11 protein-coding genes are annotated in these 15296 nt (G+C 37.2%); 10 read left to right on the top strand and 1 reads right to left on the bottom strand.

Going from position 1 to position 15296, the window contains the following annotated elements:
* Positions 1-87: 87 nt before the first annotated feature.
* From AAC601_RS11495 to prfB, 10 genes are all read left to right on the top strand, one after another.
* Positions 88-1140: a hypothetical protein gene (locus tag AAC601_RS11495; protein ID WP_340153340.1), complete on the top strand. Its 1053-nt coding sequence runs from the start codon at positions 88-90 to the stop codon at positions 1138-1140.
* Between the two features lie 225 nt (positions 1141-1365).
* Positions 1366-4458, top strand: coding sequence for an efflux RND transporter permease subunit (locus AAC601_RS11500; protein ID WP_340153341.1), 3093 nt, complete (start codon positions 1366-1368; stop codon positions 4456-4458).
* 182 nt (positions 4459-4640) lie between these two features.
* The gene (locus AAC601_RS11505; RefSeq protein WP_303269833.1) at positions 4641-5117 is read left to right on the top strand and encodes a hypothetical protein; all 477 of its coding nucleotides are present in this window, start codon (positions 4641-4643) and stop codon (positions 5115-5117) included.
* A gap of 114 nt (positions 5118-5231) precedes the next feature.
* Complete coding sequence (locus AAC601_RS11510) at positions 5232-6377, top strand: hypothetical protein (protein ID WP_303269832.1); 1146 nt, start codon at positions 5232-5234, stop codon at positions 6375-6377.
* Positions 6378-6649: 272 nt separating this feature from the next.
* Positions 6650-7282, top strand: coding sequence for a DUF2202 domain-containing protein (locus AAC601_RS11515; protein WP_303269831.1), 633 nt, complete (start codon positions 6650-6652; stop codon positions 7280-7282).
* 30 nt (positions 7283-7312) lie between these two features.
* Positions 7313-7804 carry a c-type cytochrome gene (locus AAC601_RS11520; RefSeq protein WP_303269830.1) on the top strand — a complete coding sequence of 164 codons (492 nt, stop codon included), beginning with the start codon at positions 7313-7315 and terminating at the stop codon, positions 7802-7804.
* A 354-nt stretch (positions 7805-8158) separates the two neighbouring features.
* Complete coding sequence (locus tag AAC601_RS11525) at positions 8159-8674, top strand: hypothetical protein (protein ID WP_303269829.1); 516 nt, start codon at positions 8159-8161, stop codon at positions 8672-8674.
* A 284-nt stretch (positions 8675-8958) separates the two neighbouring features.
* Positions 8959-9507, top strand: coding sequence for a cob(I)yrinic acid a,c-diamide adenosyltransferase (locus AAC601_RS11530; protein ID WP_303269828.1), 549 nt, complete (start codon positions 8959-8961; stop codon positions 9505-9507).
* A gap of 57 nt (positions 9508-9564) precedes the next feature.
* Positions 9565-10629: a branched-chain amino acid aminotransferase gene (locus tag AAC601_RS11535; protein ID WP_303269827.1), complete on the top strand. Its 1065-nt coding sequence runs from the start codon at positions 9565-9567 to the stop codon at positions 10627-10629.
* A gap of 542 nt (positions 10630-11171) precedes the next feature.
* Positions 11172-12264, top strand: a protein-coding gene (prfB, locus tag AAC601_RS11540) for a peptide chain release factor 2 (protein WP_303269826.1) whose coding sequence is annotated in 2 segments (ribosomal slippage) — positions 11172-11231 and positions 11233-12264 — 1092 coding nt in all. Because the reading frame shifts where the segments join, the coding sequence is not laid out codon by codon here.
* Positions 12265-12534: 270 nt separating this feature from the next.
* Here prfB and AAC601_RS11545 read toward each other — a convergent pair.
* On the bottom strand, positions 12535-15162 hold the full coding sequence (locus AAC601_RS11545; protein WP_340153342.1) for a valine--tRNA ligase: 2628 nt from the start codon (positions 15160-15162) through the stop codon (positions 12535-12537).
* Positions 15163-15296 lie beyond the last annotated feature (134 nt).

Here is a 15296-nt window from a genome sequence, read left to right on the forward strand (position 1 = left end):
CATTTTTAGATTTCAGTTTCATGGGGTAGCTACTTTTTTTCTACTGCACCAGAAGTCTTCAGTAAGGTGCTTCTAATAAAAAAAAATATGATCATATTCCGTTATGTATTAATCTTTGCTTTAGTGACCTTTTCATCCTGCAAGATTACTGAGTCCAAATCATCTGTTGAAAGTATAAAAATTAATACAGTAGATTTAGTAAGCTTTGAAGATGCTAAGAAGATAAAAGACGAGATCTTCATGCAAAGCAATTTCTTCATCAAAGAGATTTTAATTGGTGATGTTCTTTACTTGAAAGCAAATGATTTGAATCATGTAGATGCTTATCACCTTCAAGACTCTTCTCGTACTAAATATCAATTTTCTGAAAGGCCCATTAAAATCAATGAGTTTTCAGTGGGAAGTGATCGTGTTTTTTTGCTTTCTTCCCAGTCAAAACTTTTACTTGTTTTTGATAAAGAAGGGAAGTTCATAAAAGAGATTCCCTTAAAAATAGGTCGTTACGAAATAGAGGGGGATATGGGTGAAAGTCTTTTTCAATGGAATGAAGGACAGCAAATTTTTTATTTGGGATTGACAAAAAGTAAGCGATACAAAGGAGTCGAGTTGGTGGGTATTTTCGACCTTAGTGGGCAATTGAAATCTACTTTTGGTGATTTCACTAAGGATAATGATCAAGCAATACCAGGGTTTATATTAGCTAATCATGGGATTAGGCATCAATTGACCAAAAACGCATTTTATATTCTTAAGAAAGAAAGCAGCCAGCTGTATCAATTTGACTTCCAGGGATCCCTTAAACAAAAGGTGAAGTTGGACTTTAAAGTCATTCCTAATAAAGAAAAGGTTCTAGTAGCAGGGAAACAAGTTATCAAGGATCAGGTGATGGATTTTTATGTGGATGAGCATAGCAAAGAATTGGTTTTTACGTACTTTACCAATACGGGTTCCTATTTTGGTGAACGAAAACCAGATCCTTATTTAGCCTACAAGAAGTTTAAATCTGATACGATCTATTATGATAAAGTAGATTTTTTCAATCTTTTAGATTATCAGGACCATGTAATATCCACTATTCCATTCAATCCTGATTCTGAGGCTAAATACCTCACAAGCTATGGATTAGATCTTAGAAATTGAAGAATAGCGATTTACTTGAATTTATAATTTAGATCAATTGACTTTTTTCTGATTACCAGTCTTTGCAATAATGCCATATGTTTAGAAGGCTAACTTATCTAATGTGGTTATCATTATACTTTTTTTAGTACCAAACTATTGTATCGCATTAAATTGGTATTAATGTGTACCTAAATCTATAGTTACCCCTTTCTCATCCCCCAATAATTCCTATCTTTACCTCTAATGACCCCATTTCGTATAATTATTACATTTTTAGTCGTCAGTTTAATGGGTTTAGCACTTATTCCCAAACTGTCGGTCAACCTGAACCCTACTTATCAGACGCCTGAGATCAGTCTGCAATTTAATGTGCGTAATGCAGATCCTACGCAGGTGGAGAAACTGGCTACAGCACCGCTGGAAAACATTCTTTCCCAATTGAGGGATTTGGATGAACTCAATTCCCAGTCTCGTTATGGAAGCGGAAATATCACACTTCGCTTCTCTAAAAATGCAGATTTAGCCTATAAACGCTTTGAAGTGGCCACGCTCATCCGACAAGTCTATCCGCAATTGGATGAAAAAGTGAGCTATCCCATTCTGCAAAGTAGTGGGGGAGATCAGGAGACGGAAAGCAAAACCATTCTGAGATATACAATCCGAGGGCCTTTTGCTTCTTACAGAATAAAGGAAATTACTCAAGAGTCGATTGTGAAACCACTCCAAAATATTGCAGGAATAGAAGCACTTCAAGTTTACGGAGCCAATAATCTGCAAATCAGCATTAATTTCCATCCCGATAAACTGGAAGCCTACGGGTTAAATCCCAGCGATTTAAGAACGGCTTTACAACAAAGCGGTCAGTTGCGTTATCCCGGTTTGGCACAAGGTGCCGGCAATGAAAAATATGTTTTAGTGCTGGACCAAAGGTTTGAGGATATTCAGCAAATAGGAGAGTTGAAAATCACGCACACTGAATCAGGCAATAGCTATAGCTTAAAAGAATTAGCGGATATTAATCTAGAGGAGCAGGAAGCCAATAGCTATTACAGAATCAATGGGGAAAACTTTGTGACTTTAGTGGTAGAGGTTCGTAAGGGCGTCAACCGAATCAATTTGGCCAGAGAAGTCAAATCCAGATTAAATCAAATTGAAGATAATTTGGCAGAAGGTGTGGCACTCCGTTTGGTTTATGACGATACCGAATATCTGGAAAAAGAACTGGACAAACTCTACGAAAGATCCATTTTATCTATTGGTATTTTGATATTGTTCATTTTCCTAATCAACAGAAATTGGAGATATTTATTAGTGCTCTTTGCAGGTGTTTTTGTGAATGTGTCCTTAGCTATTATTGGCGTTTGGGCCTTGGATATTGAAATCCATTTGTATTCATTGGCGGGTTTGACGATTTCCTTTGGCTTGATAGTAGATAATGCCATTGTCATGATCGATCACATCCACAAATACAAAAATCGTCATTTGTTTTTGGCGCTTTTGGCCGCTTCATTGACTACCATAGCCGCTTTGTTGTTAGTTTTCCTATTGCCAGAAGAACAGAAAATGAATCTGGTTGATTTTTCCAAAGTGGTAGCACTTTTGTTGGGTGTGTCTTTATTGGTCGCTTTGTTTTTCACGCCATCGCTTTATACCTTGCTATTTACTGCTCAAAATAAGAATCGACATGGCAATAGTATGAAACAGCTGCGCAGAAAAGTGCGTTGGTTTAATCGATATTCCAATGCCATTCACTGGTCGGTAAAATATCGCAAAGCTTTCTTTATTCTGCTTTTGCTGGGATTTGGCTTACCTGTTTTTATGCTCCCCGCCAAATGGGAAGATCATGAGTGGTACAATAAAATTATCGGTTCCGATATTTATCAGGATGACATCCGTCTGATTTCTGACAAATGGCTGGGCGGTAGTTTGAGACTTTTTGTGCGGAATGTCTATGAGCGATCCAGCTATCGACAAAATGAAAAAACACGTCTTTATATTACCGGTAGATTGCCATATGGGAATACGCTTGAGCAGATGAATACCATTATGAAGGATTTTGAGGATTTTCTGCTCAAACAAGAGGGTATTGATATTTTCACCACTCAAATTTATTCGGGACAATACGGAAGCATCGAAATCATCTTTAAAGAAGAATATGAGAAATCCGCATTTCCATATCAGCTGAAGGCTAAACTATCTTCCAGAAGTACGAACTGGAGCGGAGTTAATTGGAGCGTCTATGGAGTAGGGCAGGGCTTCTCTACTGGTTCGGGTGATCGAATTCCATCCTTTAGGGTGGCTTTAAAAGGCTATAATTATTTTGAACTGGAAAATCAGGCCGATAAATTAGCTGAGATGCTGTTGGAACATCCTCGAATTCAAGAAGTGAATACCAATGAAAGGATGAGCTGGCGTGACCAGAAAAGTAAGGAATATATTATTCGTCCTGATTTAAAGGAACTAGCTTTTTATAATATCAGCTTGTCGGATTTCACCAATGCGATCCGTATGCATGCCCCGGCTAATGGAGCTACTGCCTATTTACCCATCGGTGGAGAGCAATTTCCACTAGTGTTGGCATCAGCTCAAGCCGATAACTTCAATAAGTTTGCCTTGGAGCAATACAGTTTGGATTATGCAGGCAAAAGAATTCCTACAGGAGATTTGAGTAAGCTGCAGCTGGAAAGTACCGTCAATGCGATTTATAAAGAAAACCGTAGCTATATCCGCGTGTTGAGCTTTGAGTATTACGGATCTTCTCGTTTTGGAAGTAAATACTTAGAGGAGGTATTGACAACCTATGATCAAATCAAGCCTTTAGGCTATAGTGCTGAAAAGCAGTCCTACAGCTGGGGCTCGGATGCTGCCAAAAAGCAGTACTCATTATTGTTATTGCTGATAGTGGCTATCTTCTTTATTTGTAGTATTTTATTTGAAAGCTTTAAACTGCCTTTCTATATTTTGCTATTGATCCCGCTTACCTTTATTGGTTTGTTCCTCACCTTTGGTTGGTTTGAATTCTACTTTGATCAAGGAGGATATGCCGCATTTGTTATGCTAGGAGGCTTAACCGTAAATGCTGGGATTTACATTCTCTATGATTTCAAAAACAGAAAGATTCAAAATAGCAGAGGCTTCCTAAAATCAGTAAGTACAAAGGCCGCCCCGATTTTACTAACCATATTCTCCACTTGCTTCGGCTTAATTCCATTTGTCATGAGCGGACAAAATGAAGTCTTTTGGTTTTCTTTAGCTGTGGGCACTATAGGTGGATTGATATTTTCCATGATTGGGGTGTTTTTCTTTTTTCCTTTATTAGCAGTGAGGAAGTCTTAGTTTATCTCAAGCTTAAGCTTTGTATAATCTTATAGAAAATAGGATATTGTAAAATTGAAACTTGTTTCACATCTTAGTTTTATGCCAGTGCCAAAAAAAAGTCTTTAATTCTTGATGCTTAGATTAGAACTATTGGATTAAATTTTATTATCTATGTGTTTTGATTAGTAATGATTGAAAGGATGAAAAGTCTAGTTTTAATCTGCATATTAGGAGCTGTATTGATAGGTTCAATTCATGCTCAAAAAATAGAATATAAAAAAGCAGTGGGGAGCTATAAGTTTTATCAAGAGGACCGTCCTCTTAGTGCAAAACAATTGGAAAGTAAATTGGACACGCTTTCTGACGCTTATGTACTCCTTGAAGAAGCTAAAATGAATAGGGTTATGGCTACAGTGCTAAACTGTGCTGGTGGTTTTCTGATGGGCTGGACTGTTGGGTCTCAGATCGCAGGTGGCGATCCTAATTGGAACCTGGCTGCAATTGGAGCAGGTGCGATGGTATTGGCAATTCCGCTTTCCATTAGCTACTCAAAAAATATGAAGAAAGCTGTTGATATCTATAATAATTCCTTGGAAAGCATCAGCTATAGCAGGCCAAAGTATAGCTTGAAATTTGTAGCTAATATGCAAGCTGTTGGTTTAAGAATGGTGTTTTAAATGAAGTTAGGATTGCTTAATCTGTAAGTCAATTAGCTGTAATTAAATTGTTCGCTTGCTTTTTTTAGTATTTTGTGGTTATTATTGGATTTGACAGGAACAGAAACGGATAAAATGAAGAAATTCTTAATCATCTTTCTACTATTAATTATTTTTTCATGTACTCAAGAGGAAAAAACTGATAATCCACAGGCCACTCAATTAAGCATCTCTTCCTCTATTGATCAAGAAATCCCCTTAAATCAAGATATTATTAGCAGCCTGAAGAAGTTTCTTGAAACAAAGAATGATTCCTTCAAGGAGAATGAATATTGGTTAGCAGAAGACTTTGATACATTTTGGTTTCCCTTTCAAGATATTTACGAAATTGAACATAAAGACAGCGCTTTATATTATTATCAGCCGAGTTTAATGGAAATTGGCAGTACTGAGCAGGAAAAGAAGAAGTTGCTTAAATTGGCTTTCATCGGTCATAATGATACCACAAATGCAAATACCCTCAAGAGCATTTTCAATATTGTAGCCAACAAAACGGACACTGGCATACTGTTTAGTCATCCACTTCCTTACTTTACCAGGAACTGGGAAAAAATTCAGAGAGGGAGTATAGAATATGTTATCTCGCCAGATAGAGATTTCAATGAGGAGGAGGCTGAAAAGCAGCTTGAGGACATTAGCAAAATTTGTGAATTCTTTGATACCGATCCTATGCCAATCACTTATTATTCATGCACCGGCCTTGAGGAACTGTTTCAAATCAAAGGCTTTGATTACAACCCGATTATGTATAGGGAAGGGGGAGGTGGTTTAGCTGCTACCTTTAACATCGTTTTTTCAGGGAATAGTTCGGAATACTACACCCACGAGATAATGCATCTTTACAGTAGTGCACTAGTTCTTTCGGGTACTCCACTAATCGATGAAGGAATGGCGACCTATGTAGGGGGAAGTAGAGTATTTAGCTATTCGTGGCATAAAGCGAACTTAAGAAGTCATGTCCAGAAGCATCCTGAGATTGACTTTTTACAACATTTAGAGCCTTTCGAACGATTCTTTGCGGGTGAAACCTCCATTCCCTATATGATAGGCGCTCTGATATGTGAAAGAACTTATCGTTTATATGGAAAAGTAGGACTGCTGGAATTGCTAGGTGGAGCCGATGATGTTTGGGATCTTTTGGGTAATGTCGGATTAACCCAAGAAAATTTTGATGCAGAATTAAGAAAGGAATTGGCATTGCCCCCGACTTTATGCATGTAAAGAATGTATTTTCCAGCCGAAGGTCTCCTAGTTTAGGCGTCTGGCTGATATTTTCTTCCGGGAGGGATATAATCGTGTTCTTCTTGTTTTAACTGATCCTCTTCTGATTGGAGCTAATTCACATTCAATGTAGGGATTTAGCTGTGTTTTGCTTGGTCAAGTGTTGTTTAAGCAGTATTTGATAAAGATTTTAAACTCGCCTAGGTGTAACAAGAGTTACCCTTTCTCAATATTATTAGTCTTAACTTACATACGTACTAAAGCTAAAAATCATGAGATTGCTATCTTTCTATATCCTTTTTCTTCTACCCTTAGGTATTATTTCGTGTAATACTGCAAATGATGAAATTGTTCCGCAAGTTAATGACGAGTTTAGCCAAATGATTGATGGCTTTCCGCTGGAACCGCTGAGCGAGAGTGAGCAATCTTCGCTTTTATTTATGCGAGAAGAAGAAAAATTAGCCAGGGATGTGTACGACTATCTTTACCTAAAATGGTCAAGACCACTATTTGATAATATTTCATCCAGCGAACAATCCCATATGGATGCTGTATTAATGCTGCTCAACAGATATGACTTAGAAGACCCAGCAGCAAGGAAGGAATCAGGTGTTTTTTTTAATTATGATATCCAGCAATTATATGATGACTTAACGCAAACTGGTCAGCAAAGTATCATCGAAGCTTTAAAGGTAGGCGCTGCAATAGAGGAAATTGATATTCTAGACCTTAAAAATGCATTAGAGGCTTTTGTTGACAATCAAGATATCGAAGCAGTTTATAATAACTTAATGCAGGGATCTGAAAATCATCTTAGGTCGTTCGTTAAGAACTTGGCAAATCAAGGAGTGACATACCAGCCGCAATATTTAACGCAAGAAGAATATGATGCAATCATCAATTGAGTTTAAGAAAAATATAAAATCTATATGAAAATGAGTTTAAAAAATAAAATTGGCCTAACAGGAATGATAGTTCTCTTTTTTACATTGCTGGCTACTTTTGCTTGTCAAAATACTAAGCAGGAGAGTATTGCTGGATTGAATCAAGAGCCTCTCCATTCCTCTTCCATAACGTCTGACTCAGCATCAAATTTACTTGCAATAAATTGCTACGTCTGCCATGATCCAAAGAGCAGTTCACATGACGAATTACTTGCACCGCCACTTGCAGGTATAAAAAAACGATATAAAAGCGCTACATCTAATAGAGCAGAATTTATACAGAAAATGACTTCTTTCGCTTTTAATCCTTCTAAAGATGCAGCGATGATGAAAGGACCTATTAAAAGATTTGGTTTAATGCCAAAGACCGCCTTGGATCAACCTCAGATTGAAGCAATAGTCACATATATCCACGATAATGAAATTCCTGCTCCAAGCTGGTTTGGAGAGCACGAAAAGCAAATGCATAAAGGCCAGAACTAGACTTACTCAACAGCTTTGTCCTCTGGTGTGATCTTCTTATTATCTTCCTCTAAGGCTTGTAAACGTCTACCCATGAATTTTCACCTTCTTATATAAAAAAATCTTTTTTATTACAGTATATTAGTAATGTAGATACTTCAAGACAACTACAAGACTAGCTTTTGTCGTTTTTTAGTGTTGATAAGGGGCTGCGCTATACTCTTAAAACTTCAGCAAATTCTTCTAAGTTTTACTTTGATGAAATTGATGTCGAGTATAAATGATGACAGATAGTGGTCACATCCGATGTCTAATGGAGATTTTTCTCTAGTCACAGGAAAACCGATTTTTTAAAGCATTTAAAAGGAATGAGCAATGAAAACGAAAATATTTTTAATTTCAGCACCCATTGTTTTAATATTAATAGGAGTTATTATGGACAAAACACGAGATAATATTTGGTTTCAGCAATCAACTAAGATTGCCTGTGATATTGAAAATGTTAACAGATCAATCGGAAATTTGGGAGAGCACTATAAAAATCTCATTAGTGTATATCCTGGCATGACAACCATTGAATTGATTGAACATGGTGATGACTATGTAAGCATAAAAACGAGCGAAGGGCTTATGAAAAGAACCAATTTTTCGGTTTTAAAATCAGAAAATCGAATAGTAATAGAATTCGATGAAGAATATATTACCAGCAAGCTCACCACAACTTCTCATTTTGTGGAAAATTTTGAAGCTAAGGCCGACACTGTGGAGCTTGATATTACAATTAGTAATATTACAGCCCCAGGCTTTTTGGGGTTCTTTCTGCGTAATTTTGGTGGCAAAAGTATTGGCAATGCATTCCTTAATTCCTATAAGACTATACTTGAAAAGTAAGGAGTTTGAAGGTATTGAATGCAAAATGTCGCCCTACAGTACATTTTTAAGATAAATTACAGAATTTATTAGCAGAAACGATGATGCGAAATCTTTTGGTCCTACTCCAACTTCTCACGCTCAACCTCTAATTTCTTCCCAGCATTTCTTCTATATTTGCAAATTGACAAATGACTACATAAAATAAAATTAACAATAAAAATCCTACTTCGAATACCACACTAGCTGAAGTTGAATTTTTATCAAAAGTTGTCATGTGGTCGTAAATTATAAACAATATACACATGAAAATATATACCAAAGGCGGAGATAAAGGTAAAACTTCTTTATTGGGTGGTTCACGGGTTTCCAAAGCACATTTACGTATTGATGCTTATGGCAATGTGGACGAATTAAATTCTTGGATGGGCGTTTTGCGCGACCATAAAGAAAATGTATCGCGAAATTTATTATTCATAGAAATTCAAGATCGCTTGTTTACTATTGGTTCGCAATTAGCAAAAGAGCCGGGGGAGAGTAAATTTCCTATTCCGGATATTGCAGAATCGGATGTGGAGCGATTGGAGAAAGTGATAGATGAAATGAACGATGGCTTACCAGCTATGAAAAATTTCATTTTGCCAGGAGGGCATCAACTGGTTTCCTTTACACATGTTGCACGAACAGTCTGCAGAAGAGCTGAACGGGGAGTGGTGGCCTTGAAAGAACATGAGGAAGTCAATGATTTGATAATCACCTATTTGAACAGATTGTCGGATTACTTATTTGTGCTTTCACGCAAGTTAACCCAAGAATTGAATGCCAATGAAGTGCCCTGGGTACCAAAAAAGTAATTGCAAAAGAGCCCTTTATTTTGTACTTTTGTGCAATTTTAAACTAAACCGACCATCATGTTAGATACTTTAGATATTTCTATACAAAAAGTTCAGAATTCCCGCATCAATGAGGTGGATTTTAACAATATCCCTTTTGGGAAAGTTTATTCTGACCATATGTTCATTGCGGACTATGAAGATGGTCAGTGGAGCGATTTAAGAATCGTGCCTTATGCAGATCTTTCTATGGCTCCTGCATCTAGTGTTATTCACTATGGACAGTCTGTTTTTGAAGGATTAAAAGCTTACAAGAATAGTAAAGGTGAGGCTGTGGTTTTCAGACCTGAGGCCAATGCCAAAAGGTTAAACAAATCGGCTGAAAGAATGTGCATCCCGGAGGTGCCTGAAGAGCTCTTCATCCAAGCCATGACTGAACTATTGAATTTGGATAGCGCCTGGATTCCGAACAAAGAAAATACAGCACTTTATGTTCGCCCTTTTGCTTTTGCAATGGATGATTATATCGGAATCAAGCCATCGGAAAAATATAGATTTATGATTATCACCTGCCCGGTTGGTGCTTATTATAGTGAGCCAGTGAAGGTGAAAATTGAAACAGAATTTACCAGAGCGGCTAAAGGCGGTACTGGTTATGCGAAAGCTGCGGGAAACTATGCAGGGTCCTTATATCCAGCTAAATTGGCACAAAAGCAAGGTTATCACCAATTGGTGTGGACTGATGCTACTGAACACAAATATATAGAGGAGTCGGGGACAATGAACATTATGTTCGTCATCAATGATACTTTAATTACCCCTGAAGCAAGCTCTACTATTTTAAGAGGAATTACTCGCGATTCAGTTTTGACCTTAGCCAGAGACTGGGGGATGAAGGTAGAGGAAAGAAGAATTAGTGTTAATGAAGTAATTGAAGCTGCCAAAAAAGGAACTTTACAAGAAGCATTTGGTGCCGGGACAGCCGCCACAATTGCACATATTGCTTTGATCGGTCACGATGGAGTTGATTATACTTTACCGGCTATTGAAGAAAGGAAATTTTCTAATAAAGTATTGAAAGCAATGGACGCAATTAAATTAGGTGAAGCAGAAGACAAATTCGACTGGATTTTTAAGCTTTAGTATATAGTAAAAATATTGATTTTGCCGTATAATGAACGATTATGCGGCATTTTTTATGGTCCCTAACCAGCCACCTGGAGGACAAAATAGGGGGCCAGCGTTGGCAAAAACAAGATATAGTGTGGTTAGTTGGAAATGATTGCTACTCTGTAAAACTGTTAGCAAAATCTTACCACAAAAGAGTCAAAAGAACACAAAGCAAAATAACTAAAGTTATTTTTTAACGTCTGTGTGGTTTTGTGAAATGAGATTAAGAGAAAATTGAATTATTTTCTTTGATTGTTATTGATGTTAAATGGAATCAAAATAGCCTGTGGCTGTACTTTTGTTTTCTTTTGTCTCTTTTGTGGTTAAACTTCTAGCTTTAGCTGGTTTTAATCTGCTTATAGAGATATTTTATGTTTGCTAACAAAACTTCTATTATAGGAGAAAAACGGAAAATACTTGAGCAAAAAAATATAACTTCTAATTTCAGTGAAGCTATATGATAGCTACGTGAGTTTCAAAATTTTAAATTTAAAACAACATAAAACAAAGTCCTAATGACTAGTGACGATTTAAAAGATTTAAAGGCCCGAGTGGAAGCACTTCGGGGGTATCTTTGACTACGATAAAAAAGTAGAAGAAGTAAAAGAGTTAGAATTGGTTTCTGCCCAGCCCGATTTCTGGAATGATTCAGATGAAGCGGAAAAGACCATGAAGGTAATTCAAGGCTTAAAAACCTGGACTAAGCATTTTGAGGAGCTGGAAGAGTATTATGGAGAAGTAGAGACCTATTACGAATTTCTAGATATGGGTGAATCCTCTGAGGAAGAGGTAGCCAAAGCTTACAAGAAAGCACTAACCAAAACCGAGGAGCTGGAATTGAAGAAGATGCTTTCTTCAGAGGAAGATCAGTTATCCGCAATGCTACAGATAACCCCCGGTGCCGGAGGGACAGAAAGCAATGACTGGGCTGGGATTCTGATGCGGATGTATATCATGTGGGGTGAATCTAATGGTTACAAAGTGCGTGAAGTAGATTTTCAAGAAGGGGATGTGGCAGGTGTCAAATCTGTTACTTTAGAATTTGATGGACCACAGGCCTATGGATTCTTGAAATCGGAGAATGGGGTTCATCGTTTGGTAAGAATTTCACCTTTTGATAGCGGTGGAAGAAGACATACCTCTTTTGCGTCAGTTTATGTTTATCCCGTTGTGGATGATACCATTGAAATTGATATCCATCCTAATGATGTGGAGCTACATACCTCTCGCTCTGGTGGTGCTGGTGGTCAGAATGTGAATAAGGTCGAAACCAAGGTGCAATTGACCCATAAACCTACGGGAATTGTAGTGGTATGCCAAGCTAATAGGACGCAGTTAGGAAATAGGGAAGAGGCCATGAAGATGTTGAAATCTCAGCTATACCAGATGGAAGTAGAAAAGCAAAATGCCGAAAGAAGTGAAGTGGAAGCTGGCAAGAAGAAAATTGATTTTGGGTCTCAGATTCGAAATTACGTCTTGCATCCTTACAAATTGATTAAAGATGCTAGAACAGGAGTAGAGAGAACCGATGTTCAAAACGTATTGGATGGAGATCTAAACGATTATATTAAAGCTTATTTGATGGGTGGCGATGAAAAGATGGGATAAAAAATATTCTCTATCTAATTGATAATGCAAAAAGCACGATGAGAGTCGTGCTTTTTCTGTTTTTTTAATAATATTATAATTATGATTCCATACTTAGTCCTAAAAGGACGACATATTTTAACACTGGGTGAAGCCCTGTGTTAACAACTAACAAATGTTATCATAGCCCCGAAGTGGCGTAATATTTGTTCCTTCCAAGGCAATGTATCCATCTTTTAAGTTGGGCTCTTTCCCACATCTTTATATGTCAGCCCTTAGGGCCTTTTTGCATTACCCCAAATTCTTCAAGCTTTCTTCCAAAGTCTTAATCTTGGCTTCAGCATCAGATTGTTTTTTCTTTTCCATTTCCACTACCTGATCCGGGGCGTTGCTTACAAAACGCTCATTTTCCAACTTCTTTTTTACGCTGGTCAAAAAGCCTTTGGTGTAATCCAACTCTTTTTGGATTTCTTCTTTTTCCTTTTCTACATCAATTGTACCTTCCATTGGAATGAAACACTCATCAGAACCGATGAAGAAACTAACTGCCTGATCAATTTTCTCAGTAGTAAAAGCCAATTCATCAATATTAGCCAATTTATCAATGACAGAAATGTATTCTTGATAGATCATTTCACTCTTGGTCTTTACATACAACTTAAGTGAATCTTTAGGCGATATCCCCTTGGAAGCTCTTATGTTCCTGATTTGTGAAACTAATTCAAAGGCTGTTTTAGCGTCTTGTAAGATGGCTGTATTATAATTTTTTTCGATTGGCCAATGGTTTACAATCACGCAATCTTGATCACCTCTATCTGTGATCTGATGCCAAATTTCTTCTGTTAAGAATGGCATAAATGGATGTAAAATCGTGAGGATATCTTCGAAGAAAACAATAGTTGCTTCGTAGGTTTCCTTATCAATAGCTTCACCGTAAGGGGGTTTCACCAATTCAAGATAATATGCGCAGAAATCATCCCAAATCAATTTATACGTAGTCATTAAAGCATCTGAAATTCTGAACTTACTAAAATGATCATTGATTTCCTTTAGTGCATCTTGAAAGCGAGCTTCAAACCAGTCACGAGCTTTCATTGCTTCAATTGGCGTATCTTTTTCTTTTACTTCCAGTCCTTCTACTAACCTGTAAGCATTCCAGATTTTGTTACCGAAGTTCCATCCTTGTTCGCAAAGTTTTTCTTCAAATAATAAATCATTTCCGGCAGCAGCAGAAAGCAATAAACCAACTCTCACACCATCAGCCCCGTGCTTATCAATTAAACCTAAGGCATCAGGAGAATTACCTAGTTGCTTAGACATTTTTCTACCTTTATCATCCCTCACGATACCAGTCAGATAAACATTTTTGAATGGCAATTGACCTTTAAATTCATAGCCTGCAATAATCATTCTGGCTACCCAGAAGAATAAGATATCAGGACCCGTTACCAAATCATTAGTCGGATAGTAATAGTTAAATTCTTCATTGTCAGGATCTTTGAATCCGTCAAATACAGAAATAGGCCATAGCCAAGAAGAAAACCAAGTATCTAAAACATCTTCGTCTTGCTTTAAATCTTCCGCCTTTAAATTATTGTCGCCACTCTTCTCTTTAGCCAAGGCTAATGCTTCCTCATTATTTTGAGCCACAACAAAATCACCATTAGGCATGAAATAAGCTGGGATTCTTTGCCCCCACCACAGCTGACGGGAAATACACCAATCCCTTACATTTTCCATCCAATGCTTATAAGTATTTTTGAATTTTGGTGGAATCAGCTTAATGTTATCGTTCATTACATTTTCATAAGCCGGCTTCACCAATTCCTCCATCTTTACAAACCACTGTGTAGAAAGCTTAGGCTCGATAACCGCATCGGTCCTTTCGGAATGCCCAACATTATTAGTATAATCTTCCTCTTTCTCTAATTGTTCTTTTTCCTTAAGTAGTTTTGCAATTTTCTTTCTGGCTACAAATCGATCTTCCCCAACTAAGATCTGCGCTTTATCATTGAGCTTTCCATTATCAGCAATGATGTCAATTACCTCTAAGTTATGACGCAAACCAATTTCGTGGTCATTAATATCATGAGCGGGCGTCACTTTCAAGCAACCTGTTCCAAATTCCATATCAACATAATCGTCCTCGATAATGGGAATAGCTTTATTAATTAATGGAATGATTGCTTTTTTGCCTTTTAAATGAGTGAAGCGCTCGTCATTTGGATTAATACAAATTGCAGCATCCGCCATAATGGTTTCAGGTCGGGTAGTGGCAATGATCAAAGAATCATCACTTCCTTCAATCTTATAACGGATGTGATACATTTTCCCCTGAACCTCTTTGAAATTTACTTCATCATCGGCTAAAGCTGTTTTTCCTTCCGGATCCCAGTTCACCATACGGGTTCCTCTATAGATATAGCCTTTTTTATAAAGATCAACGAAAACCTCAATCACGGCAGCGGACATATCTTCTTCCATAGTGAAACGCTCACGATCCCAATCACAAGAAGCGCCTAATTTCTTCAGTTGCTGCAGAATTATACCTCCATATTTTTCTTTCCACTCCCAGGCATGCTCCATGAATTCATCACGCGTGATGTCATTTTTATTGATGCCTTTTTCTTTAAGCATATTTACTACTTTTGCTTCTGTGGCTATGGATGCATGATCCATTCCTGGTACCCAGCAAGCTTCTTTTCCTTGCATTCTGGCTCTTCGGATTAATACATCTTGAATGGTATTATTCATCATATGCCCCATATGCAAAACTCCTGTTACATTCGGAGGCGGAATTACCACAGTATAGGGCTCCTTTTTAGGATCAGGTTTTGAAGCAAAAAACTTCTGCTCCATCCAATGTTTGTACCATTTATCTTCTATATCTGAAGGATTGTATTTTGTTGCCAGTGACATATATATATGATTAAATTTTATTCAAAAATGACATTTAATTGCAAAATTAAGGAATTAAAGGCTTTTTATTATAGCTATCAGAAATAAAAAAGCGAAAATGAACCACAATAGGAAACAAAGAAAACAAAAGGTTT

The organism is uncultured Marivirga sp. (genome assembly GCF_963974845.1).
Taxonomy (GTDB): domain Bacteria; phylum Bacteroidota; class Bacteroidia; order Cytophagales; family Cyclobacteriaceae; genus Marivirga; species Marivirga harenae.

What these genes read in the sequence shown, in the direction of transcription:
- AAC601_RS11510 (WP_303269832.1), top strand. Translation starts at nt 5,232, where the DNA reads ATGAAGAAATTCTTAATCATCTTTCTACTATTAATTATTTTTTCATGT.
- AAC601_RS11535 (WP_303269827.1), top strand. Translation starts at nt 9,565, where the DNA reads ATGTTAGATACTTTAGATATTTCTATACAAAAAGTTCAGAATTCCCGC.
- AAC601_RS11500 (WP_340153341.1), top strand. Translation starts at nt 1,366, where the DNA reads ATGACCCCATTTCGTATAATTATTACATTTTTAGTCGTCAGTTTAATG.
- AAC601_RS11525 (WP_303269829.1), top strand. Translation starts at nt 8,159, where the DNA reads ATGAAAACGAAAATATTTTTAATTTCAGCACCCATTGTTTTAATATTA.
- AAC601_RS11515 (WP_303269831.1), top strand. Translation starts at nt 6,650, where the DNA reads ATGAGATTGCTATCTTTCTATATCCTTTTTCTTCTACCCTTAGGTATT.
- AAC601_RS11520 (WP_303269830.1), top strand. Translation starts at nt 7,313, where the DNA reads ATGAGTTTAAAAAATAAAATTGGCCTAACAGGAATGATAGTTCTCTTT.
- AAC601_RS11545 (WP_340153342.1), bottom strand. Translation starts at nt 15,162, where the DNA reads ATGTCACTGGCAACAAAATACAATCCTTCAGATATAGAAGATAAATGG.
- AAC601_RS11495 (WP_340153340.1), top strand. Translation starts at nt 88, where the DNA reads ATGATCATATTCCGTTATGTATTAATCTTTGCTTTAGTGACCTTTTCA.
- AAC601_RS11530 (WP_303269828.1), top strand. Translation starts at nt 8,959, where the DNA reads ATGAAAATATATACCAAAGGCGGAGATAAAGGTAAAACTTCTTTATTG.
- AAC601_RS11505 (WP_303269833.1), top strand. Translation starts at nt 4,641, where the DNA reads ATGAAAAGTCTAGTTTTAATCTGCATATTAGGAGCTGTATTGATAGGT.